The following is a 23,313-nucleotide window of genomic DNA, read 5'->3' on the forward strand; positions in this document are numbered from 1 at the left end:
CGCTCGGAATGCCGCCGTCGGACTTGGGACATCGACGTCCTAAACCAGACACAGCTCAGCGCAACAATACGGACGTCATTGGCGACGATCACCGCATGGGCGTCCGCAAAGTCGTCGGAAGCTCTACAACAGACGCCGTCATCACCGCGCGTACAGCAGAATCTCCTTGGCGCTCACGTTAAGTAACGGACGCGCCAATGACCTTCTGCGAGCTCATTCTGAAGAAAACAATTCGCTTCTCGCCGGGCTGCCAGAATTTTGCCGTCATGCCGTCGGGCTTGGGACATTAACGCCTTGAACCGAACAGACCTCAACACAACAGCACGCGCCGTCAACAGCGACGACCACTCAAGATCGGGCGCCCGCGCCTTGCCCGAATTGCCTTTGCGAGCCAAAATGCTCGCCGCTGCTTTCTCCAGTTGGTCTGCTCGTCGAGTGAGAGAGGGTCCTGCGACAGGGATTCCGCTCGATGTTGCAAAGTTCGCCACGCATCGCGTTTTCGCAGACTGGCCGGGGCTCGGCACTAAGTAGCGTTTTCGCTTAATGCCCGCTGACGTCTGTGGCACGGCCCTTGCTCGTGAGGCGACGAAAGCGACGAAGAACGGGTCCACGGCGAATGTCGCAACCACAACTGACTCCTGATCTCTCACATCGGCGCATGCTGTTGACCCTTGGGTGCAGCGGCTTGGATGTGACTTGCGTGATCGAGGCACTCAGTCAAGACTGTGTCATTTTGATTCGTGATGTCTCACCGAGCGAGGCGGACGGCCTTGTACATCAAATTGCCGGTGAACTGGGATTGCAAAAAAAGCTAGAGCTGGAGGCCGGCTTTTCCGATTTTCTTGGTCACCGACGGCGGATCAACAAATACTTCATGAGCGTTAATTCCCGGGATGATTATCAGTTTGTCACCCCGCATTCCGAAGGAGATAGAATATCTAATATGCAGTTGTCGTGCTTTTATTGTTTCGAGAATAGTAAAGACGGAGGAGAAACAATCCTATTGAACATCGACGACACAAGTGAGGCATGGGGACTTTTACGAGAAAAAACGACAAAAATATTACCTGGATCAAAACCATTGTCTCGGGGCATGATCACTCGTGCAAAAGCACTTTATCGTCTGAGCTCGCCGGATGACTATTTGGTACCAGATGACCAAATAGTAGCCGAGGTGAAATCCGAGATCCCGGGCCTTTTGCTGGCGATTGTTATGGCAAGGCCGAAAAGAAGCTTTTCCCTTCTCCTAGGGCGCGATGTGAATGTCCTTTGGGATAACATTGGTAGTGTTGACCAAAGCTGTCTTCACTTTTTCGTTCGGATGTTGCGGGAGCGCGAACTTCTCAAGTTCCCACCGGACGGTTTTGAGTTGCACCAACTGGACCCCGTTAATGCAGGACGGAGCTGGTGTTCAGGCGCCGATTACGAGAAACTTTTTTGTGACGAGATTATTCTCAAGCTAAAACCAGGGGACCTTGTTATTCTGAACAACCTAACTTGGGCGCATGCGGTGAACAATTGGACATCGGCACCGGGCACTCGAAGGATAGCCGTGGCATTGGCCTAGCGCAGTCCCCACTTTTCCTGAAAGTTGAGTCATGCTTTGTTCGCCGTCAGGGCCTGTGAGACAAACTGAGGGATTTTGCGGAGGGAGGATTTCTGGTTCACGTAGCCACCAGGAGCGAAGATGAAGCGGAAATCCGGACCGGGCTAAGGCACCGGCAGAACAAGTTGTAAAGGACATTAGGCGACAAACCCGCCGGCATTATTCGGCGGAAGAGAAGATCCGCATTGTGCTGGAAGGATTGCGCGGCGAGGAAAATATCTCCGAGCTCTGTCGCCGCGAGGGCATTGCCGCCTCGATGTATTACGGCTGGCCCAAGGAGTTCCTCGAGGCCGGCAAGCGCCGCCTGGCGGGCGACACGGCACGAGCTGCGACCTCCGGCGAGGTGAAGGATCTCCGCCGGGAGACTGCTGCCCTGAAGGAGGCCGTAGCCGATCTGACCCTGGAGAACCGTCTGCTCATAAAGAGCATGAACGGAGATGGGGAGGACGAGGCATGAGGTATCCCGCCCCTGAGAAGGCCGAGATCATCCAGCTGGTCGAGCAATCGCATCTTCCGGCCAAGCGCACGCTGGACAAGCTCGGTATCCCGCGCGCCACATTCTATCGCTGGTATGATCGCTACCGCGAGGGAGGCGTTGAAGCGCTGGCCAATCACCGGTCTCGACCAGACCGGGTCTGGAATCGCATCCCCGACGATGTGCGGGGTCAGATCATCGACCTGGCGTTGGAGTTGCCTGAGCTGTCGCCACGCGAGCTGGCCGTGCGGTTCACCGACGAACGAAAGTACTTTGTATCCGAGGCGTCGGTCTACCGGCTGCTGAAGGCGCATGACCTCATCACCAGCCCGGCCTATGTGGCGATCAAGGCCGCGAACGAGTTCAAGGACAAGAAGACGGCCGTCAATCAGCTCTGGCAGACCGACTTCACCTACCTCAAGATCACCGGATGGGGGTGGTACTATCTCTCGACCGTGCATGACGACTTCTCGCGCTACATCGTGGCCTGGAGGCTTGGTCCCACCATGTGCGCTTCCGACGTCACAGCCACCCTCGACCAGGCACTCGCTGTATCCGGCCTTGACCACATCGCCGTCGCGCACCGGCCAAGGCTTCTCAGCGACAATGGCTCGAGTTACGTGGCGGACGATCTGGCCAAGTGGCTCGACCAGAAGGGCATGCAGCATGTACGCGGCGCTCCGTACCATCCCCAGACCCAGGGAAAGATCGAGCGCTGGCATCAGACGCTGAAGAACCGCATCCTGCTCGACAACTACTACCTGCCCGGTGATCTCGAACGTCAGGTACGGGCCTTCGTCGAACACTACAATCACGTCCGTTATCATGAGAGCATCGACAACCTCACACCAGCCGATGTCTACTTCGGCAGGGCCGAGGCGATCCTCGCAGAACGAAAACGCATCAAGCGCGACACCATCGCAAACCGCCGCTTGCAGCATCAACTGCAGGCTGCTTAAACTCTAGCCTGATGAGCCAGAGCCTCTCTTCTCAGAACGCCTGCGACCTGCTCCAGGGCCCGGTGCTCGCCGAGCATCTGGAGTTCTGGAAGCGCTATCTGAAGGATGCGCCGAGAACACTGGAGCTGCCCACCGACCGTCCACGTCTGCCGATCGCCAACCATCGCGGCGGATGCGTGAGCTTCGAACTGGGCGCCCAGCTCAGCATGCGCCTCCGGCAGTTCAGCCAACACGCGCAGGTGACTCTGTTGATGACCAGGGCTGCGGCCTTCAACGTGCTGCTCCATCGCTACAGCGGGCAGGATGATGTCTGTGTCGGATATTTCGTGGGTAATCGCAATCGCGTCGAGACCGAAGGACTGATCGGCGCCTTCGTCAACACTTTGGTGCTACGCGCCCCTCTGCTCCGTGACCAAACCTTCGCAACGCATCTAGCGCGGGTCCGTGATTCACTGCTTGAAGCGGATGCGCATCAGGACTTGCCGTTCGAAAAGCTGGTCGAGGAGTTGAGCCCCGAGCGCGATCCGTCCCGACACCCGCTCCAGGTCACTTTCAGCTACAGCACAACCCACGACTCGCGATCGAAGACGGCAACGATGCTCCCGGGCCTGGGTGAGAAGAAAATCGCATTCCCCGGGCTTGCGATCAGCCTGGTCGAACCGGAGTACAATACTGCCAAATTTGATCTCTCTCTCTTCATCTCGGAGACCGAGGCAATGCTGGCGGGAGACCTCGAATATGCGAGCGATTCATTTTGACCGGGAGACGATCACGCGTTTTGTGGGTCACTTCCGGACGCTGCTGGAAGGAATTGTCGCGGATCCGCAAGCGCGGGTGGGTGAGCTTCCGCTGCTGACCGAAGCGGAGCGGCACCGGCAACTGGTGGCGTGGAACGCAACCTCGGCGGCAGTGCCGGATGAGCTATGTCTTCACGAACTGTTCGAGCGGCAGGCAGGCCGGACGCCCGAGGCCGCGGCGGTGGTTCACGGCAACGGCCGGCTGACATATCGCGAGCTGGATACGCGCGCCAATCAGCTTGCGCACCACCTGCGGGGCCTCGGAGTCGGGCCGGACGTGCTGGTGGGAATCTGCATCGAGCGCTCGCTCGAGATGGTGGTGGGATTGCTGGCGGTGCTCAAGGCCGGCGGCGCCTATTTGCCGCTCGACCCGGACTATCCGCCCGCGCGTCTGTCATACATGCCGTCCGACAGTCACGCCCCCGTGCTGCTGACACAGGCAAAACTGGCGCACGGCCGCCCTGAACGACAGGCGAGCGTCGTGTGCGTGGACACCGACTGGCCGGTGATCGCCCGGCATCCGCTCACGCCGCTGATCAACCGCGCTCGACCACAGAACCTCGCCTATTGCATCTACACCTCCGGGTCCACCGGTGCACCCAAGGGCGTCGGCGTACCTCACCGCGGTGTGTTGAACCTCGTGACCTGGCATCGGGACGCCTACCGCTTGGGACCCGGTGATCGCGTCAGCCAGGTGGCAGGCCTCGCATTCGATGCATGCGCCTGGGAGGTGTGGGGGTGCCTCACCGCAGGCGCCACGCTCTGCCTTCCTGATGAAGAGACCCGTGGCTCTCCGACCAAAATCATCGAATGGCTCGCACGCGAGTCGATTTCGCTCGCTTTTCTTGCGACGCCGATGGCGGAGGCCGCGCTCGCGGAGGGATGGCCAACCGGCATCGTCCTGAGAACGCTCTTGACTGGAGGCGAAGCATTGCATTGCCACGCGCGCGCAGGTGACGGCTTCAAGTTGGTCAATCATTATGGACCTACAGAGGCCTCTGTCGTCGCGACGGCGGGAGTTGTCGAGAGTTTCAGCAAGATCATGCCGCCTTCGATCGGGCGCCCCATCAGCAACTGCCGTATCTACATCCTGGATCGGAATTGCGAACCAGTGCCAATCGGTGTGATTGGAGAGATGCACATCGGCGGAATAGGGCTCGCGCGAGGCTATCTGAACCGACCTGAGCTGACCGCAGAACGATTTCACCCCGACCCATTCGCCGACAATCCCGGGAACGTAATGTATTCCACGGGCGACTTGGCGCGCTACCGCGCCAATGGAGAGATTGATATCCTGGGGCGGAGGGACATTCAGCTAAAAGTGAGGGGCTACCGTATCGAACTGAGAGAAATTGAAGAAGCATTGATCTCGCATCCGGCCATCCGTGAATGCGTGGTGGTTGCCGTGCCCGGACCCGCCATGGATCGGCGACTGGTTGCGCACGTCGTAACGAAGGAAGGCGCAATCAGCGACCCAACCGGGTGGAGGCAGCATCTAAGAGAGCAACTGCCGGAATACATGCTGCCCTCGATTTTCATGAAGCTAGACCTCTTGCCTACGACACCAAACGGGAAAATCGACCGCGCTGCGCTTCCCGCCCCGGTGCACTCGGATACGGGAGTCGAATTCGTAGCGCCGCGAAATTCCGTTGAACGATCCATCGCGGAGATATGGTGCGATCTGCTGGGATTGGACAGCGTCGGCATCCACGACAATTTCTTCACTCTGGGGGACCAATCATTGCTGGCAGTCCGACTCATAGCACGGATCCGCGCAGCTCTTGGGGTTGAACTTTCACTGCGAGCCTTCTTCGACCAACCGACAATCGGAGAAACTGCTGCGAGGGCCGAGACACTGCGCTGGTTGAGCGAGGGATTCCGCGATCCCGGTGGCGGCGCCGAGTTACGCACGGTTGGTGAAATATGACCCGTGCGCAAATGCTGCACACCGCTCGAAACCCGGCACTCTTCCCGGCCTTTGTGGCACAGCACAGCGTTGCCTTCGATTCCTGCGACCACTCGGATTACGCCGTACAGTTCCCGGGGGTCGCAGTTCCAAAATCGCTCACGCACGCCGCTCCGAAGCGGCGTATGGAGTATTGCGCTGGTCGTTTCTGCGCGAGGCAGGCCCTGCGCGTATGTGCTCCGGAGCAGGCTGACGCCATTATCCCTTCCGGTCCGCAGGGCGAGCCATTGTGGCCGACGGGGATCGTTGGCGCGATCACCCACACGAACCGGTTTGCTTCCGTCGCAGTTGCCCGGACGCGTCACGTTCGCGCGATCGGCATAGACACGGAGCGGATGATGGTCGCCGTAGAGGCGAGAGATGTGCTCGACTATGTGGCCACACCCGACGAGATTTCCGCCCTTGTCAGTGCGACGCAATGGGAACCTGCGTCGATCGTCAGCGTGGTCTTTTCGGCCAAGGAAGCCATCTTTAAGTGTCTCTTCCCGGAGGTGCGACGCTACTTTGACTTTCATGACGCGACGATCGACTCGCTCGATACGGATCAAGGCCGGTTCTCGGCGCGGTTGCTCGTTTCGGTGACGTCCCGGCTGGTCGCCGGTACCAGGCTGGGCGGACGTTTCGAGTGCAGCGGAGACTGGGTCCACACAGCGATGATGCTTGAGCCGTAGTTCGGCGTCACCTGCAACGCGGCTTCCGAAACCTCACCGACGCAATTCGGGGACCCGACGCGTCGACGGAGACATTGCATGACAGGCACGTTCGCGGGACAGCAACCCAGGCTCGGCATACTCGGTGCGGGCCGCCTCGGCGCGGCCATTGCTTTGCGCTGGCAATCCATCGGGAATCAAAAAGCCAAGGTCTGGAGCCGCCGCTTCGATCACCACGACGCGGACAAACCCGACGACTTGCCTTTTGGTGTCGCCTCGATCGCGTCTGTCATGTCCGCAGATGCGGTGATTGCAGCAATACCCAGCTCGGGCCTCGCCGAACTGGCATCACACCATCGAGCGATCACGGAATTTTCCGGGACACTGCTTGTTACGGGCATCGACCTTCCGCTGACGGACATTCAGCGCCTGGTCCCGGGGGGCCCTCGTCGCGCGTGTAATACCCGCTCTGCTGTCTGCTCCGCACTCCATACCCTGCCTCGTCCTCAATGGCGGTCATGCCGGAGAACGCTGGGATCGCGCGGAGACGGTTATCAAGATGCTTGGTCCGGTCCATTGCGTAAGTGATGAATGGACATTGGAAACACTCATGTATCTCACATCGCCTTTCCCCGTGGTGTTACGAAGCGCTCTCGCTGATATGGTGGCCAGCACCCTGGCCAAAGCCGGGTTGATCCCGAATGGCAGCCGCTGGCGGAACAGGTCTTGTGGCAAGCGCTTTCATCAATCGCCTCGACGCTGGCGCAATCCGACTCGATCGAAGCTGAGGTGGCGACGCCCGGCGTCACGGCCGCCGGACTCCGTGAAGTGCCAACGATCTCCCGTTCGCTTCAGGATGCCTTGCAGATCATGATGCGTCACTCGGTGCTTACGCGCCTTGATTTCATCGCCTGCGCCGTGCAATCTCGTCAGCGACTGCGCTGGCGGCGCGCACCAGCCGCTCATGCAGGGTCTCGAACATGCCGAGGATCTCATCATTGGGTTCATTCCTGCCGTCTTCGATAGCCTCGGCAACCAGTTCGTCGAGAGGCGTTTCCACCAATTGACCTTTCTCGAGAAGGTGTTCAAATAGCCCGTCGCTGCCGGGCTGCGGTTGGATGCGGCCGTCGGAGTTGCACCAAACCCCGAATGTCTGATGGCCCATAACGGCTTGCTCGACCATCTCCGCCTCCAGTGGGATCAGCGTACCCCACGCCTCGTCCTCCTCATCGAGGAATCCCGCCACATATATCTGTTGCTCCTCAGCGTCTTCATCGCGCGGGCGGAAGAACGGCGTAAGGACGATTCGAGGGGAATTTGCCATAGTAATCTCTCCACGGGGCTCAAGCACAAGTTGCATCAATTCATGGCAGCATCAGGACCTGCGCCGAACACGCTGGATCATGCGAAAAATGTAAACTGTAGGAGCGGCCGTGGGCGCCCCCTCGAATTAACAGTTCGTTCTTTTATTCATCGCTCTGGCAGATAGATTTTTCTGATGCGACACCCGATCGTATCGGCCAACCCTGTCCATCTCCTCGCCTGCCCGCAATCGACAACGACTTTGGCTGCCTGAGTGAATCAACCGGTATTGCCATCCGGATCGAACACGAATGAAGTTCCGAAAGGCAACTAGGATGAAGCCGAAAATAACTGAAAGTCATCTCGACACGGTCATTGTGACCACACTCGAAGCAAATGAGCTTGCCGTGCGAGCGGTACTCGCGGCAGCCTCACCTGCATATGCAAAGCTCGATTTCGAGCGCGCCACGGTCCGCCAGCAGGTACGGCATAGAAACACTCACGGCACCGCCGATCTCGTTCTGCAGCAGTGGCGTGGGAAGACGCTCGAAGCCCGGGTGCTGATCGAAAACAAAATTGACGCCGGATTCACACCGGATCAGCCGCAACGGTATCGGATTTCTCGAGATGCCCACATCGTCGATGGGGCCGCGCCGTTGGTCGCCACCCTTCTGATTTCGCCTTCGATTTACATCGGCGGTTCTCGTCTCAAAAATGATTTCGATGGCGCTTTGCCATACGGAGCATCCTGCCGTTCGTCCACCCATAACGAGACCGTCTCCCTCCGAAGGCGAGGGCGCTCCTCAAAGATCAGAGAACGTAAAGGCGAGAACGATGACCAGCGTCTACGGTATGACTGGCCCGACCCTGGTCGACCTCATCGCCGGAAATGCACCCGTCCGAATCGAGATGTTCCGCTCCGTGTGTCGCCAGGGTCAATTCACGAAGAAGTCCTTTCAGTACCCAGATGTCCGCAATGGCTACTGGGCGCGCGAGGAGGAGAAAGGCCCGATCGTGGTAGCGGCACCCTCTCCGCCGAACGCACAGCCGACAAGCGACGGCGGGAATGTCTGAAAGCGGCGATGTGTCGATCAGAGGCCGTATCCTCAACGGCGGTTTGAGAGACGTGCCGGCTTACGGCCTTTCGACAATATCTTGGGAGCCTTCGCACGTTTGGCAGGCCGAACAAAGAATTCCGACAAATGAACGTCCAGCGAATGGCCCCGGCTCTGACGGCTGCGGACGAACCTGGGCGACCATCGCAACGTTGCGGGCTTGGCAACTTTGCGGCGCAGGAGAAGCCGGATGAGTACTCATTCATTCCACCGTGATTGCAATAATTCAGGTGATCCAGCGCCTAAGGCAACGTACGGTGTTTGCCTGTGGGGGGTGGCGTGTACTGCTACGACACGATGAAAGAACTCGCTTGCTGACCGCGCGCCCTCGTTCGTTCCGTACAGAGTGACGAACATATGAACGCTATTGGTATTGAAGGCGCCACCATTTAGTCTGGCGCCTACACTTCTTGTAGGCAGGCAGATGCTGATCTGTGACGTGTCGATGCGGTGCGGCATACGAACGCGCGGAATCGGAGCGGTACAAGTGCGTGTCGCGAGCCGATGACTACCGATGCGACCGCTGTGGGTCGAAGCTGGAAAGTCACGATCCGGAGTTTCTCATCGCATATCGACGGAGCTTTACTCCATCCACGCCGTTCGCCGTCCGCCAGTGCGACACCAGCTCCGCCTGACCAGTTTCAGAGGACAAACGCGAAGGGCCAACTATGAAAGAGCTTGGTTACAGACCCGAACCAAGACGGCGCGAGGCGCAACTGTGCACTGAGAGCTCCATGCGGCGCAACAATCGGGGCCTGATCCGGCGATTGCTCTCCCCTCTGCTATCGAGGAGCCATGCACGGTCACTGAACATACCTATGTTTTGGTAACACGACGCAAAAGCCTCCGCTCGGTCAGGTGCAACCTCGGCGGCATCGACCTCGAACGAATGCTCCGCGTCCGGACGGGCGTGGCTTCCGCGCTCGCCTAAACTGCCGCCGATAACGATTCGCCGGGTGGCATCATGAAGTTTGAGGTTTTCGACGAACTGGATGCGGGGGCCGCTATCGGAACAATGTTGTCTGCAGGAGCTTGGCAATCTGGAGGTTCGCAAATGCCCCGTTACTTTTTTGATGTTAAGGACGGTCACAGACTTTTTGATCCATCGGGCTTTGTTTGCGACGACGATACGGCCGCAATCATTAGGGCGACGGTGCTCGCCATCGGCGTTTCACTCGATAAGCCCGAAGACGATCCTGAGCGCCGCATCGCCATAATCAACGATGCGGGGCGCGAGATCGGCACCGTGCCCGTGTACTCCAGGCCTTCATATGAAAATCCGGCCTAATTAGGCGCAGCCCCTACGTCGGCGCTTGGAGTTGTCCCCGAAGCCATGCATTCGTTCTGAGGGAGTTCAGCGGGTCGATTTGTTCGACCGCAGTCTGATGGACGTGCTCGCAAGCAGAGGATTCGCACGTCTGGATGTCGAGGCCCAAAGGGCCGGATGAAACCCGCGCCCACATGGATCTTGTTTGGCACACGGCGCAAAGTGGTCGCCGGCTAATCATGATGCTCAACCTTCGTTCAGGCGGGAGCGTTACAGAACTCTCAGTCACCGGTAGATACCGAGGGGGCGGTGATGAAGCGCAGCATGGAACCTTCACGATACCGCCCGCTGTTCCGCTTTGCTCACATTCGGAAATAGTTCACGCACCGTTAGCGAATTACGACGCTCCCGGATTCAAATTGAGACAAATGCCTTGAAGCAAGAACCGCCGAGTGTGGCAGAAACAACGATCAGCCACGGATATCACTTCACCCAGATCGAACACACCAGCGACAACTTGCGCTCTGGTCCTTCCGAATCTCGGGAGGGGCTAGTGCGATACCCGGCGCGTTCGTGCAATTGGCTCTGAAGAGTTTAGTCGCCCCCAACGACGCGGCGGTTGGCGTTGATCCGTGACGCTTGAGGCGCAATTTTATCGTTTTACAATTCGCGCTTGATCTCGGGCTTGTCGTACAAGACCGCGTTCAGCAATGAACTGTTGACTTCGATTTTTCCGTTGTAGCTGATGAAGCCGAGCTTGCGGAATCTGTTCATGAAGAAGCTGACGCGGGATCGCGTCGTTCCAATCATTTCGGCCAATGTCTCCTGGCTGATATTTGGACTGATCGGTTGAGGGCTGCCCTCCTTGCCGAAATTCGCCAGCAGGAGCAGCAGGCGCGCCAACCGTTTTTCACTGGAGTTGAAGAGCTGATCGATCAGGTCCTCTTCAATCCGGCTGTTGCGGGTCAGCAGATAGGCCATGAACAGCTCGGAAAATTTGGGTTCATCGTGCAGTGCCGCGACCATGGCGGTCTTCGTTATCGCGGTCACCAGGCATTCCTCCATCGCTGTCGTCGTCGCGATACGCAGCGAATGGCCGTTCATGCAGCCTTCGCCAAAGAACTGGCCGGGCTCCAAAATGCCGACCACGGCTTCCTTGCCTTGCTCGGATATGACAACAACCTTGACCCGGCCTTTCTGGATATAGAAAACCGTATCTGCCACGTCGCCCTGCGCAAAGACGATCTCATCCTTGCGAAACACAAGGATGGTCTTCCCTTCGCCTACCTTGGCGAGAAACTCCTTGGGATCAAATATTGTGTGATTGGTATTTTCTGACATGTCTCGTTTCGTCCCCGCGCGGTGGGACTTCCAGCTTACCATTCAGCCGCCGACGTTCGAAGTAAAAGTGCCGCACAATGGAGGCGTTTCGCAACCCGGATGAGCGACGGAGTACCCGACTGCCGATAAGCAATTCGCGCGGTTTGAAGCCCGAGCCGGACCCAACAGGTGCAAATACCGACTAGAGTGGCGGCTAGCTCGCAACTGCAAAACTTCCAGTCGTATTGCATTCCAAGCACTGGAAGGTACGGACTTCATGACCGGGTTGAGCAGGCTCAATGCAAGCCAACCGCATAGGCTTGCCACACCTGGAGCACGGAAGAATTCCGATCTCCGCGCAGCTGTATAGTGGATTTGGCTGAATAGATGACACCATGCTTCCCCTGTATTGGGCGGGAGCATTGCCGATCTCTCTGTCGCCGATAATTGCCTATTCCGGACGGCGATGAGCCAGTCTTGCCGAGCAACAATCCGGGGCTGGTCAATATTGACCACTATTGAAAATTTCGTTGAGCAAGACGGCCCAAATGTGGGGACACTGAGGCCGTCTAAGCAGGATGCCTTGGGCAGAAAGGCGATCCATGCAGCGTTAAGCCTCCCGAACAACACTTGTTCTGGGTCATTTCCCGCCTCAAACTAGAGCGGCCAGCGCGCTTGGACCTTACGTTTTGTTCAGAGCGGCTGGTGAACGACGTCTCGGGATGCATAACGCGGCCTCTATGCATAACGGCATCATCCGGACAAAGCGTGCAAGAAGACGCCCACGCCAACCGAGGTCGATACATGCGAGATATCTCCCACGATCCCGATGTCGCGGACACGGCACCGTCGGATCCGGCCCTCACCCCATACGAGGTGCTTGGCCCCTTTCGACCCGAGCGCTTCAATTTTCCGATAGATCAAAACAAAATGCCAAGAATCCAGTAGTTCCTGCTCACAGTCGTTGGAGGCATCTCAATGGGATCTTGAGCGTTGTGCGATCGCGGCGCCAGCTCACGGGCGGAATGATACTCCTTCTCTAGCCCTGCAGGCGGCAGGCGGGCCTACTGTTGAAGTTGCTTCAACCGGGTCTGGGGACAAAAGCCGAGTCGTTCCCAGCCTCACCGGTTTTCTCCCGGCCATGACGCGGCGGCCTTATTCAGGGACCGGCGCGTCTCAGCCCGCCGTCGAACATGTATCGCTACGGTGCTAGTGTTCAGTCCCGGAAATTCGCTGACAAAGTCGCGCGAGTTTCTTGAGAAGGGGGCAGCAGTAGCGGTCCAGACGAAGGGCTGTGAATTTGCATAGTCGGTGCGGATGAAGCGATCGATTTTTTGACGAGGTCGCGGCGGAGTCGAGTGAGCCACGACGGATGGCCGCGTTGGGTGATGAGGGCGAAGAAGCGTGCGACCTGATTGAACCAGGAGGATTGAGTGCCCCGTTGCGTCGGCGCAATCGAACGCGCCGACGTGTCGGCCAGCGTGACGGTACTGGCCGGATTGCAGAAGCGCTGAACGTCGACACAACCGATCTAATTAAACGGTCACGTTGGAGCACTTGCGGCCCGATAGTTCGGTCGTCGAATGCCTGGGGCTGATGAGCAGCTTCAACGAGCAGTGGCGCGCTCAGGCGCTCGGCCAGATCGAACGGGATCCCACGGTACTGGACCGACTTGTCGCAATTTGTCCCGCATGGGATGACATTGTCGACAGCGTGCTGGAGGCCATGAAAGACGTCCAATCAGAACGGGACGGGCCCCCGCAATTGATCCGGTTCTGCTCCACCGCGCACACCTGCTCCGTCGCCCCTGACCGAAGGTCGTCTACGGCCAGCTCTTGAGCTGAGCGATGCCCCGCCCGGGCCAGCCGGGCGAGGCATCTTGGGTCGGGTCAGTCGCCGTTGCGACGGCTGGGGCGGGACCAGATCAGGCTGAAGCCCTCACCGTCCTCGTCGTCGAAGAGGTTGGCGAAGATCGGAGCGGTGAAGCTCGGATCGTCGAGCTTGAGACCCAGATAGTCGCGGCCCTCGCTGGAGCGCTTGGACCAGGCGGCCCCGATCTCCACACGGCCGACATAGATCCGGTGGCTGGGGGCGTTGTCGCCCGAGCGGCTGGTTTCGGGGACGATGCGGACGTTCCTGGCCTGGACCGAGAGAGTGACGATTTCGCCGGTGAACTCGTTGTCGCCGGTCTTCTTGAAGGTGCCGATGGTCGCCATGGTAGTTCTCCTTGATCTCTGTTTTCCGAGCCCGCACCTTGCGGCCTCGATGGTGATCGACAGGCCGGAGGCGATCGACGGCGCACCCCGCAGGGGCTCGACAGCAAAGGAGGAACTTTCTTGGCTTGCGCGAGGAATGACGGCGCAGCCGGCAGGGGAAGAAAGTTGTGACGCCGCTGTTGCGCCATAGGCGGTCGAGGCTTCAGCCGGCCTTCGGCCAGATCCATCCATCGAAGAGGCCGTTCGGTGCGCTCGATCCGAACAGACCTGAAATCAAGGAGAACATGGCGAGTTTCGAGTCCACCGAGAGTCTGGCAAGTGAGTTTGCGAGTGGCAGGCGCCGTCTCTCCGTTCAGCGACGGACGGATCTGGCTTTCGTGATAGAGCCTCGCCCGCATGCCTCTCACGTTTTTCGTCGGCCGTGTCGTTGAGACGCCATCGTTTGGTCCACGCCCTCACAACACCGCCACGAAGCATGCCCCTCTGCGACGACCGGTCGAGCCTATATGCCCGCACGACTCTTCGTCCAATTTCGACGATGAGGAGCACAAGTACGCTGGAGGCCTTGTCCCATCCCGCTCCAATCGATATGACGCTATCAGCCACAGCAATCATTGCCCAGCAGGTTCGGGCGCGGCCGTCCCGGTGAAGCGGATGAACGCAGTGATGCTGACTGCAATGGCGGCAGCAACAGCATATTTCGTCTGCCAGATCGGTGAAGCCATCGCCATCAGCTCGATTCCGTCACTGTAATCGGCTGCAGTTGCGGGCGCGACATTAGGAGCCGAAGCGTATTGCGGAATTTTGGAATAACCGCTTCAATGGCAAGAACATCTCAATTGTTCGCTCAAGGTCCATCCTGAACATCACGCCCACGCCCGACATGCTGCCAACGTCGCTCCGGGCCAAGAACGGCAACTCCCGTGACATCAAGTCGGGAGCGCGATGACCACAATTATTCGGCACTGCCCGCGGTCATGACGGGAAAGTGCCTTCTGGTCGTCCCCGAAATCAGCGTCAGCGATCTAGCACGCGAGCGTGTTTTAGCTGTGGCAATTGGACCTTCGCCCTCAGCTACGATCGCTTGCTGTGCATTGGCTCACTGTGCTCTCGCATCAGCGAAGCCGCGCGGCGCGAGGCGGTGTGGCTGCCCCAGCGCCGCTACCTGCACGCCAGTTTCGGCGACAGGATTCGCCCTTGGCATCTGCTCTTGAAATGGTCGATCGGCGTCGACCAATGTGACTGCACCAATACAGTCGCGGATCGGCAAATCAGGACTCACCGGCGGCTTCGGAAACCCTAGTACCCACTTTTCTTGGAGCATGAGTCATGATTCATGGTCGGGATGATACCCGAAGCAAGAGAAGTCCACCTTTCCAGGAAAGATCGCAAGGTGCTTGAGGCATGTTGTCGCTCGCCAATGACATTGCAGCGCGATTTGAAGCGAGCGCGGATAGTTCTGTTGGCGGCGGCCGGGCGCAGCCGCGGATTGTCAGCCTTTGGCGGCATCGCTATGCCGATCATGGCCTTGAAGGGCTGCAAGACAAGCCGCGGCCGGGCAAGCAGCCGATCTATACGAAGGCCGCCGACAAGCGGATACGGAGGCTGCCGGACAAACCGGCACCGGAAGGGTTTGCACGCTGGACCGGGCCCCTGCTGGCCGGGGCGCTGGGCGATGTTGACGTGCAATATGTCTGGCGGTTCCTGCGCACAACAGGATTGACCTCGCTGCCCGCGCGCTGCGTCGCGATCGTGGCGCGGCCCGCAGGCCGCCGTGAAATCCGCCTCCATCATCGTGCCGAGCGCCTCGATCCCTGCCGCAAAGGCAGAACCGATCGAAGCTCGCCCGCACTTCTGCGAACGCTTCGTCCACAGCCCGGTCGCCGGCGAACCAGCCGGTGTGATATCTCTCGTCATGGCGTTGCTCTCCTTTGTGGAATCAGCACCCCGAGCCTACCGGCTCAAAGTGGGCAACGCCGACCGCTTCGGAAATTCAACAGAACCCGGGACATCCCCGTTGCCTATCTTGCAGTCGGATAGTCATCGCCTGATAGTCCTGAGACAAGCTCCCCCAATCATTCTTCCCGCATTCGAACGCCAGCGCCCTTCCCGCCCTTCGGCGCAATTAGTTTGACACCCGCTTCCTCAAGCGCGCGTTGAATTGCTTTTGCTGAAAAGCTTGTTGGGAGGCAGCGTGTCGACCTGGTTTGCCTACGGAGCAAAAAGAAACGCAGCATGAAAAAAGGCCTTGAACCCCACTTAACGTCAAGTTGTAGCCTCGAAGTATGCTGACCGGAAGATATGTCACGCCAGATCCGAGCTCAGCTCGCGAGCTTGCGAAGTCTGTCTGTTCAAGGGAGAGAGTGTGTGAATCCGATCAATTCAATCGACCCATGGAATACGGAATCTTGGGTGCAGAGGTACGCTGCTCGGCAAGAGCAGCAGCCGGCGAGGCAACAGGCGGGTAACATGCCCGCGGGTCAAGCGGGATTTGAGCAGCAGCTGAGTGAACTGCAACTCAGTTCCTCTGATGAGAGCTCCGCAGAGGGTAGTTCGCCTGATGCGAGCCCCGCAGACGGCGATGCGACCGCCGCGGAGGGCGAGGCATACATCCAGCGCACTGATATCGGCGATTCCATACGGTCGCGGTCCAACCTGCCGACCAAGCTGTTCCCCAGCACGCGCTACGGCCTGGATGCCCCTGATGCGGATTCAAACAGCTTGCAATTCAGGCCATCAACATCATTGGTGGACCCGTATCAGGCTTCATCGGAGGCTCGTGAATCCTCCTCAAGGCCGCACAGCGAGCGCCACCGACTGCTGTCGCGCTTTAAAGAAGGGGTCAAGGGCATCAAGAAAGCGTTGGGGCTAAGCAGCCGAAACAGCCTGTCCCGGGCTTCGAACCAGGAAGAGCTACCTTCGACAGAGCTTCGCATGTATTTCGCCAAGCGGCGCAACGCGATTGAGCCCTTTGAGTCGGACCAAGTGCTTATTTCCAGGTTCATGAGGGCGTCCGTCGGCAGTGTGTTCATGCACACCGCCCAGAGGAATGCATCTTATTTACGCAACTTCAGTGCCTGGCTTAACGAGCACGAGAGGAGCCCTATTGCCGATCGGCTGAACGAGCCTGGGTTGGAGAACGATGCGCTGGACTACGCGCAGGAAATGGACCCCGCTGGCAACAAAGAGATCAAAGATCAAGTCATTGAGGCGTTGACAAATGTCCGGCAGTCCGATCTTCCACCAGTCGAGCTCTCAGATGACGAGAAACTCATTTCCGAGTTCAGGGAGGCGGCCAAATCTGCCGGCCGCAAGCGCGACACTGTTAGTCGGTGGGTGTTGAATCTGCAGAAATTCGTCATCTGGCTTCGGTCCAAGACCTTGACGCTGTCCAGCTTGCTTGACCGTCCTGATGAGTTGAAACGACTTGCGACACTCTATGTGGAGAAGGGTGGCAAAAAAGACGTCCATCCGGCGTTGAAGGTGCTTCGGGAGTTCCACATCGCAAAAGCCCAGGGACGCTCCGCAAATTTCAACCCTCTCCTACGACAGCGCTTGGCTGCCCCTCCGGCCGAAGACGCTGAGCTCATGAGCAGGTTCAAGACGGCAGCCCGAGAAGCCGGAGTTCCCAAAAACACCATTGACAGTATTCTCATCCATGCAAAAAAATTCGCTAACTGGCTCCATGAAAACAACAAGGACCTCTTGGCTTCTCGGTTTCGCGATGACACGCTTGCGGACGATATCGATGAGTATAAAGCGCAAGGGAACGACCCTAAGAACCTTCTTGATTCGACGCTGGCTCATCTCCGCAGGCTTGGGCCAGGAGGAGAAAATATCGAACAGATGGGACCAGGCCCGCGTCTCATGGGACGCCGCCTCCTGCACCCCTATCCAGCAGATGGCCGCCTCATCGACGGTATGCTCGATGAAGCCCTGCGCGGCGTTGTGGGCTGGAAGCAGAGGTGGCCTTTTCAACAAAAGGCCAGCCGACTTCGTGGTTTCAGTGACTGGCTCCAAAGGGAAGGTAGGGGCAGCATAGTTGGCCGACTCAGCGGGGACGGGCAGCAGCATGCGTTCGACCAAGATCTTGAGGAGTTTGAGAAGACCAACACTAAATTGCCGCGCGCAGCTTTGAGGATGCTTCAAAACTACCTACAAGCTGTTGAGGCGAATCGGGCGCTTGGGTTACCCGTCGCTGGGCAAGAGGATTCGCCGGCCGAAGCTCACGCCGGAAGCTACGATGGGGAGTACCCGTGGGAGGTGGAACAAGCCAGCGGACAGGAACCTGCCGGGTCAACCTCCACGTGGTCGCCGCAGTTGCCACAGGACTTCAATATGAGTGAGTGGCCCACGCCGGAAGCCATGCCACTGTCGCCTGTCGCGGCTCGGTCGTCCGACATCTACGGCGGTCTAGAGTCTCTGGTTGATTTGCCATCCACACCGCACGAGTTACGTAATGATGCTCGCTCAGTTCCTGTGCCTAGCGCTTCCGCGGCTCGGTCGTCCGACGCCTACGGCGGTCTAGAGTCTCTGGTTGATTTGCCATCCACACCGTACGAGGTGCGTGATGATGCTCAGTCTGCGCCGGTGGTTAGCCTCGCGAGACCACCATTCGTCGTCGGGCCATCTGGCGCGCCTCAGGAGCTACAGGATATTGGATATCTCATCGGCGATGACTGGGGGGAGCACGGCTCCCGACCGGTCTCGGACGTCCAGATCGACATACTGGAGAACCTCGACCTCCTGCCAAACCGGTTCAGCGGCCCTAGCCCGGTCTTGATCAATGGTGAGCTCTACTTGGTCTCGTCGGGGCCGGGAGGGCGCAGAGACTTTCAATTCGTTTATCAGCCTCGTCAGATCGGCGCTTCGGTTACCGGCGCCTCTTCCGTCGACAGCGCACGGCTGCTGGGTCACACGGACTGGCTCGGTGACGAGCATATCCAGCGGGACTATGAGCTCCTGGAGCAGGAGTTGCGCCGGAGCAATCCGGATCTCGCCGCCCGGACGCGGTTCGTGGATCCCCTGATCGCCACTATGCTGAGTCACGGCGACCCTGGAACCGTCTCACGCGAATTGCGTCGCCTTGCGAGCGCCGCTATCCTGTTCGTGCCGGTGAACGATGCTGCCCCTGGGGGCAGGAACCGCGGCTCCCATTGGTCGTTTCTGCTGGTCGACCGCCGCAATCAGGCAAGGCCGGTTGCCTATCACTATGATTCCAACTGGGGGTACAATGCCGGACCCGCAGCGCGGCTCGCAGACCAGCTGGGGGCCAACCTGGAACGGGCCACAATGAGACAGCAGGACAACGGCTATGATTGCGGCGTCTTTGTCTTGGACGGTACCCGGGAGCTGGTTAGGCGATTGGCGGCGACACAATGGCCAGACCTGAGCCTCAACAATCTCGACGTCAATCGGCGGGCACTGCAGGAGCGACTGAACAGGCCGCGCGCAGCTGATTGAAGTGCGACTTCTTGCCGCCTGAAGCTCTGCAATCGGCGCGTTTGCAGATCCTCATGGTGGCTCACAATGTGGAGCGGACGCCGGAGCTAAGGTTGCTTCCAAAACAGCGAAACAGCGGAGGAGCCCGACGGGCGATTTCGGAGCCAGCGTCTCCGGTGGTCGCACAGCCGTCATCAAGCTCTCCACTATCGTCGCACCACGTAGCCGCAGCTGGGACTGAAATCCCAGCTGCGCGCAAGGCGGATAAACCTAGACGTTGTGGCAGAAGCGCCCGCGAGGTTTTTAGCTACCAGGATGGAATTATCCTTTGGCCAGCGGTCGGTCACCGTCAAGAGTTTATGATCGACATAAACGGCGCCGCCTTGATGCGACTCAGACGCCAAATCTTGTGTGTGGTGGTGAAGCGCACTCATCCTTTCACCACCGAGATGAAAGAAATCGCGGCTGGGTCGCTAAGTTCTGATAGGCCTCTGGGAGCATGAGCTGGCCTCGGGGTCGGGTTCGTTTAGTGTCTCGACTTCACCGCGTCGAACATGACGTGAATCGGACGATGCCAGAAGCGCATCGTGGCCTTCCCACCGCCTTGCCAGGTTTCACTGAAGTTATAGTTCACGAAATAGTTCTCGTGACTGGCCAGCAGGGGGTCCATGAAAGGTGGTGCGCGGAGAATACTAAAGGGCCGCCTTACGGTAGCGGCCGGTTGATTCCGAAATGGGGCGTGACCAATGGGAAGCTAGTGCATGACGAGCGAGGCGAGAATCAAATTAAAGGAAACTTGTCATCAGCGCGTCGAGATTCCTAGTCAGGCATTCGGCCGCCTCGCCGTATCTAACCCGCTCACCCGACGATGACGGGCCGAGCCTCGGCGCCGACCGCCGCGAAAACTGTCTGCCAGGTGGTGAAGCTATTATCATCTGTTCTGAGGCGGGGATCATCCCCGCGCGACAGGCGCCCGCGTGTCCGGGCGTGGGCCGCAATCACCGCGCAGGCGAAGACAAAGCGGCGGCACGCTTCCGCGTAAGCCGACCCCTTTGCGGGTTGATGGCGCCAAGCCTGCGCGGCTCTCGGCCGGAACATTGTTGCCGTCACGGTGCGGTATGGCTGATTGACTAGAATGGATTGTGAATCGATGTGCGGTTAAGGAGGCCGGCGTGGCGGCGTTCACAGGACGCGATCTGCATCTGGTGAAAAAAGCGCTCGCGATCGCGGTGCTGACAATCGAGCGTCAACCTGGGCCGTTTCAGTCGGCTTGCGATCAAAGTGACATGAAGACGTTGCTCGATCATATGATCGAGAACGACACCGAGTTGGCGTTTTACGCGCACGTGGCAAGGATCGCCGTGACCGGCGAGCCCGACTGAAAGGGGGCCGATCACCAATGCGGAGCAGTCCATCGAGCCTCTGGGCGCGAATGAGGAAGCAAAAGTCCTCGCATTTTAAATCGCCGTTCAAGGAAACGGTAGTGAAGCAATCGATTACGATGTGATGGCTGCCGCCTATCGGAATGACAATGAGCACAGCGCTTGGAACACGCTATACGAAAGGTGCGCCATTCTCGCCTTATTCGGCGCTTGCCTATACCCAACGATCGAGACGATAGCAATCGACAGGATCGAACGACGCAGCGCATCGCTCTGCGCTCACTCCGGCCATCATCGTGCCATCAACGTGTGGTCATTGCGATCGCTGCCGATCGACACTCAAGAAGTCATCAACGTCACAACTTGGATGCTGAAGAACCTCGCGGCCTTTAGAGCATACGTACTCTCAGCCCCCCAGCTTCATGAAGCGCGATTGAGAAAACGGTGGGGTTTATGCGCCGGCCAATCTCTGCGACAAGGGACCGAGTCGCTTGAAGGCACAGCCGTCGACTGGCTTGCAAAATGAAATAGGAGGCATCGGGTTGCGAATAGATTTTCCGCGTATCAATCGGTCTAAGGCTGTCTTCGATGAAATTTATGCTTCGGATGATCCCAGGGCATATTTCACCGTGCTGGGAGACCTGGATTATATGATCCCGGACGTGGCTGAGCCGGTTGTGCGCCAGATTCTCGCGGCGAACGCATCGGCAACTGGCGTTAAGCCGACCGTGCTTGACATTGGCTGTTCATACGGCATCAACGCTGCGGTGCATCGGTTTCCACTGACGTTCAAGGGCTTGCGTCATCGCTAACTCGGCGCGAGATGAGGGGCAATCAGCTCTGAGACACTGGTGCGTCTTGATCGCAGTTTCTATGCGTCTTGGCCCGATGTCGGACTGGCGCGATTTATCGGTCTCGATGTATCGGCACCGGCGATCAGCTATACAACAGGTGTCGGACTCCTTGAGCAGGGTATTGTCGCTGATCTTGAAAAGGAGACGCTATCGACGGACAGCGCGCTTATCATCCGCCCCATTGAGGTTATCATGTCGACGGGGTGCATCGGCTACGTTACCGAGAAGACGTTCAGCAAAATTCTCGATGCGACAGAGAAGCGTCCATGGATTATCTCCTTCGTGCTACGAATGTTCCCATTTGATTCTCTGGCTGCAACGCTCGCGAAGCGTGGCTTTGTAACGGAACGTCTTACCGGCGCGACATTTATCCAGCGTCGCTTTCGCGATGCTGAAGAGTTTGAAAGTTGTTTGGCCACCTTGGCGGCTCTTGGCGTCGATACTACCGGTCTTGAATCGGAAGGGCTGTTTCACGCCGATTTGCTCTTGTCCCGCCCTGAGATGGATGCGCGCGCCACCCTTCTGGAAGACATTGTCACCGTCGCCAGCGGCAGGGGTCGGCCTATCGGGCCACGTCATGTGCATATTGGAGGCAACGCGGGCTTGCAGGTTGCGTTGGAGCCGTGACGGGTTCCTTTTCCGAGGATAGCTGTGGGTGTGCCCCAGGGAACCGTGCACCGAGGTGGATCATGCCCTGACTTTCTGCATGATTACTTTCTGTCAGGTCGGTAGCCTTACAGAGAAGCCTTGGTCATGACGACTTCGCCGACTTCGAATCCATCTGTTGCCGTGCCGTATGTCGAGATCGACGCTGCGTCAGATTCCTACGATCGAGTGCGGCGTGTTGCTGTTTCCACGTATCGCTCGAAGTGCGGCAAGCTTCATTGATCGCGCTCGTAGGTGGCTCGGGATCTGACAAGACCACGCTATTGACCATCAATCGTCCGTCGATCCTGACGTCGGAGACGTCAGGATCGACGGAGCGCCTGTAAGCGAAGCCGAACCGCCAATGCTGCGGCGTAGCATCGGCTACGTCTTTCAGGGATCGGTTTGTCAGCGCCGATCGTCACCCCCCACGGGCCCACGAGACCGCAAATCACCAAAAACCGACCAGCGCCCATGCCGCCACCGTCACCGCTGCCCTCGGCCAATCCTCGGCACCGCAAACCTCATTCCTTGCCCAATGAATCGTGTGAAAAATGCGGGCTACAGCACTTCCCGCTTCAGCAGCGAACGAGCACTGCATCGTCGACCGACCACGTCGTCACTGGTGCATCTCCGTTTCACTGGAGCAGCGCTTTCGATGGTCGGTTTTCGAAGAGAGGGGGTCTGTCGTCTCAGGACGAGCCGCGTGCGCGATTTGTCAATGAAATGGATTAGGCACCCCAAACATGCTGGAAGACACGCAGCCAGTTCTCGCCCAGCACCTTCCGCGTATTTTCAGGGCTGAAGCCGCGCCTCATGAGGCCTTCGGTTAAGGTGCCCATTTGCTCTGAATTATCCAGGCCAACTGATCGTAGTGCGGAGGTCTGGGATACGTGGCTGGATCCCAGCGCCCGCGAGCGATAGCCCGCTGCTACAGGGTGTCCGCATCTAGATCGCTTGAGAAGGCTGCACGTCCCACCAAAAATCGAGACCCAACCCTACGTGGTCGATTCCGGCCAAGTCTGTGCGCGATGTGACCAATGAACTCGTCCAGGGTGGGACGCCGCCCGGCTGCGACAAAGTAAGGACAAGCGACAACGCCTGCGAGGCCGCCCCTCCTTGCCGCGGCGCGCGCCTGCTCGTCAGTGAAGCTGCGCCGCGGATCGAGATGAACCTTTGATTGGAGTGCGAGAACACGACCGTTGCGCTGATGCGTCAATCGCTTCCATAGTCGTGCGGTATCCGGTATGTGTGACGTCGGCGCGTTTTGGTTCGCGTTTAGCCGCTCGATCACGTGCGTGCCGAAGCGGCTAATTC

Annotated in this window: 15 protein-coding genes and 4 pseudogenes; 12 read left to right on the forward strand and 7 right to left on the reverse strand. The window is 58.6% G+C overall.

Annotated elements, in window-relative coordinates:
- The first annotated feature begins 700 nt into the window (after positions 1-700).
- The 6 genes and pseudogenes from ACOIX3_RS29380 (at position 701) to ACOIX3_RS29405 (ending at position 7,041) form a co-directional block, all read left to right on the forward strand.
- A complete protein-coding gene (locus ACOIX3_RS29380) occupies positions 701-1,567 on the forward strand; it encodes a hypothetical protein (protein ID WP_420965459.1) in 867 nt (288 codons plus the stop codon).
- Between the two features lie 120 nt (positions 1,568-1,687).
- Positions 1,688-3,040: pseudogene (locus ACOIX3_RS29385) on the forward strand (IS3 family transposase).
- Between the two features lie 11 nt (positions 3,041-3,051).
- A complete protein-coding gene (locus tag ACOIX3_RS29390; protein WP_420965460.1) occupies positions 3,052-3,798 on the forward strand; it encodes a condensation domain-containing protein in 747 nt (248 codons plus the stop codon).
- Positions 3,779-5,764 carry a non-ribosomal peptide synthetase gene (locus ACOIX3_RS29395; RefSeq protein WP_420965461.1) on the forward strand — a complete coding sequence of 662 codons (1,986 nt, stop codon included), beginning with the start codon at positions 3,779-3,781 and terminating at the stop codon, positions 5,762-5,764. The genes ACOIX3_RS29390 and ACOIX3_RS29395 overlap by 20 nt, the downstream gene beginning before the upstream one ends.
- The gene (locus tag ACOIX3_RS29400; RefSeq protein ID WP_420965462.1) at positions 5,761-6,474 is read left to right on the forward strand and encodes a 4'-phosphopantetheinyl transferase family protein; all 714 of its coding nucleotides are present in this window, start codon (positions 5,761-5,763) and stop codon (positions 6,472-6,474) included. Before ACOIX3_RS29395 ends, ACOIX3_RS29400 begins: the two co-directional genes overlap by 4 nt.
- A 78-nt stretch (positions 6,475-6,552) precedes the next feature.
- Complete coding sequence (locus tag ACOIX3_RS29405; RefSeq protein ID WP_420965463.1) at positions 6,553-7,041, forward strand: NAD(P)-binding domain-containing protein; 489 nt, start codon at positions 6,553-6,555, stop codon at positions 7,039-7,041.
- 316 nt (positions 7,042-7,357) lie between these two features.
- On the opposite strand, the gene ACOIX3_RS29410 is transcribed toward ACOIX3_RS29405, so the two are convergent.
- The gene (locus tag ACOIX3_RS29410; RefSeq protein ID WP_420965464.1) at positions 7,358-7,777 is read right to left on the reverse strand and encodes a hypothetical protein; all 420 of its coding nucleotides are present in this window, start codon (positions 7,775-7,777) and stop codon (positions 7,358-7,360) included.
- Between the two features lie 409 nt (positions 7,778-8,186).
- A complete protein-coding gene (locus ACOIX3_RS29415) occupies positions 8,187-8,522 on the reverse strand; it encodes a hypothetical protein (RefSeq protein WP_420965465.1) in 336 nt (111 codons plus the stop codon).
- Between the two features lie 67 nt (positions 8,523-8,589).
- Here ACOIX3_RS29415 and ACOIX3_RS29420 point away from each other — a divergent pair, with 67 nt between their 5' ends.
- Both ACOIX3_RS29420 and ACOIX3_RS29425 read left to right on the forward strand, forming a co-directional pair.
- Positions 8,590-8,829, forward strand: coding sequence for a hypothetical protein (locus ACOIX3_RS29420; protein WP_420965466.1), 240 nt, complete (start codon positions 8,590-8,592; stop codon positions 8,827-8,829).
- Between the two features lie 1,005 nt (positions 8,830-9,834).
- Entirely contained in the window at positions 9,835-10,158 is a 324-nt protein-coding gene (locus ACOIX3_RS29425) for a DUF6894 family protein (protein WP_420965467.1), read from the forward strand.
- A gap of 639 nt (positions 10,159-10,797) precedes the next feature.
- Here the strand turns inward: ACOIX3_RS29425 and ACOIX3_RS29430 are convergent.
- Both ACOIX3_RS29430 and ACOIX3_RS29435 read right to left on the reverse strand, forming a co-directional pair.
- On the reverse strand, positions 10,798-11,478 hold the full coding sequence (locus ACOIX3_RS29430; RefSeq protein WP_420965468.1) for a Crp/Fnr family transcriptional regulator: 681 nt from the start codon (positions 11,476-11,478) through the stop codon (positions 10,798-10,800).
- Between the two features lie 1,868 nt (positions 11,479-13,346).
- Entirely contained in the window at positions 13,347-13,673 is a 327-nt protein-coding gene (locus tag ACOIX3_RS29435) for a DUF736 domain-containing protein (protein WP_420965470.1), read from the reverse strand.
- A gap of 1,345 nt (positions 13,674-15,018) precedes the next feature.
- Here ACOIX3_RS29435 and ACOIX3_RS29440 point away from each other — a divergent pair.
- A pseudogene (locus ACOIX3_RS29440) lies at positions 15,019-15,409 on the forward strand (helix-turn-helix domain-containing protein); the annotation flags it as partial.
- Here the strand turns inward: ACOIX3_RS29440 and ACOIX3_RS29445 are convergent.
- A pseudogene (locus tag ACOIX3_RS29445) lies at positions 15,408-15,590 on the reverse strand (IS256 family transposase); the annotation flags it as partial. The pseudogenes ACOIX3_RS29440 and ACOIX3_RS29445 sit on opposite strands and share 2 nt — an antisense overlap.
- A 450-nt stretch (positions 15,591-16,040) precedes the next feature.
- Here ACOIX3_RS29445 and ACOIX3_RS29450 point away from each other — a divergent pair.
- From ACOIX3_RS29450 to ACOIX3_RS29460, 3 genes and pseudogenes are all read left to right on the forward strand, one after another.
- Positions 16,041-19,136 carry a Ulp1 family isopeptidase gene (locus tag ACOIX3_RS29450; RefSeq protein WP_420965471.1) on the forward strand — a complete coding sequence of 1,032 codons (3,096 nt, stop codon included), beginning with the start codon at positions 16,041-16,043 and terminating at the stop codon, positions 19,134-19,136.
- Positions 19,137-20,287: 1,151 nt separating this feature from the next.
- On the forward strand, positions 20,288-20,497 hold the full coding sequence (locus tag ACOIX3_RS29455; RefSeq protein WP_420965472.1) for a hypothetical protein: 210 nt from the start codon (positions 20,288-20,290) through the stop codon (positions 20,495-20,497).
- 548 nt (positions 20,498-21,045) lie between these two features.
- Positions 21,046-21,978: pseudogene (locus ACOIX3_RS29460) on the forward strand (class I SAM-dependent methyltransferase).
- A gap of 749 nt (positions 21,979-22,727) precedes the next feature.
- Here the strand turns inward: ACOIX3_RS29460 and ACOIX3_RS29465 are convergent.
- On the reverse strand, positions 22,728-22,982 hold the full coding sequence (locus ACOIX3_RS29465) for a membrane dipeptidase (RefSeq protein WP_420971821.1): 255 nt from the start codon (positions 22,980-22,982) through the stop codon (positions 22,728-22,730).
- The gene (locus ACOIX3_RS29470) at positions 22,928-23,290 is read right to left on the reverse strand and encodes a membrane dipeptidase (RefSeq protein WP_420965473.1); all 363 of its coding nucleotides are present in this window, start codon (positions 23,288-23,290) and stop codon (positions 22,928-22,930) included. Before ACOIX3_RS29470 ends, ACOIX3_RS29465 begins: the two co-directional genes overlap by 55 nt.
- Positions 23,291-23,313 lie beyond the last annotated feature (23 nt).

The sequence above is a fragment of the Bradyrhizobium sp. B120 genome (assembly GCF_049075665.1).
In the GTDB taxonomy this organism is placed as follows: Bacteria; Pseudomonadota; Alphaproteobacteria; order Rhizobiales; family Xanthobacteraceae; genus Bradyrhizobium.

Coding starts and splice junctions, on each gene's coding strand:
- ACOIX3_RS29390 (WP_420965460.1), top strand. CDS start 3,052: ATGAGCCAGAGCCTCTCTTCTCAGAACGCCTGCGACCTGCTCCAGGGC.
- ACOIX3_RS29395 (WP_420965461.1), top strand. CDS start 3,779: ATGCGAGCGATTCATTTTGACCGGGAGACGATCACGCGTTTTGTGGGT.
- ACOIX3_RS29400 (WP_420965462.1), top strand. CDS start 5,761: ATGACCCGTGCGCAAATGCTGCACACCGCTCGAAACCCGGCACTCTTC.
- ACOIX3_RS29405 (WP_420965463.1), top strand. CDS start 6,553: ATGACAGGCACGTTCGCGGGACAGCAACCCAGGCTCGGCATACTCGGT.
- ACOIX3_RS29410 (WP_420965464.1), bottom strand. CDS start 7,777: ATGGCAAATTCCCCTCGAATCGTCCTTACGCCGTTCTTCCGCCCGCGC.
- ACOIX3_RS29415 (WP_420965465.1), bottom strand. CDS start 8,522: ATGGGTGGACGAACGGCAGGATGCTCCGTATGGCAAAGCGCCATCGAA.
- ACOIX3_RS29420 (WP_420965466.1), top strand. CDS start 8,590: ATGACCAGCGTCTACGGTATGACTGGCCCGACCCTGGTCGACCTCATC.
- ACOIX3_RS29425 (WP_420965467.1), top strand. CDS start 9,835: ATGAAGTTTGAGGTTTTCGACGAACTGGATGCGGGGGCCGCTATCGGA.
- ACOIX3_RS29430 (WP_420965468.1), bottom strand. CDS start 11,478: ATGTCAGAAAATACCAATCACACAATATTTGATCCCAAGGAGTTTCTC.
- ACOIX3_RS29435 (WP_420965470.1), bottom strand. CDS start 13,673: ATGGCGACCATCGGCACCTTCAAGAAGACCGGCGACAACGAGTTCACC.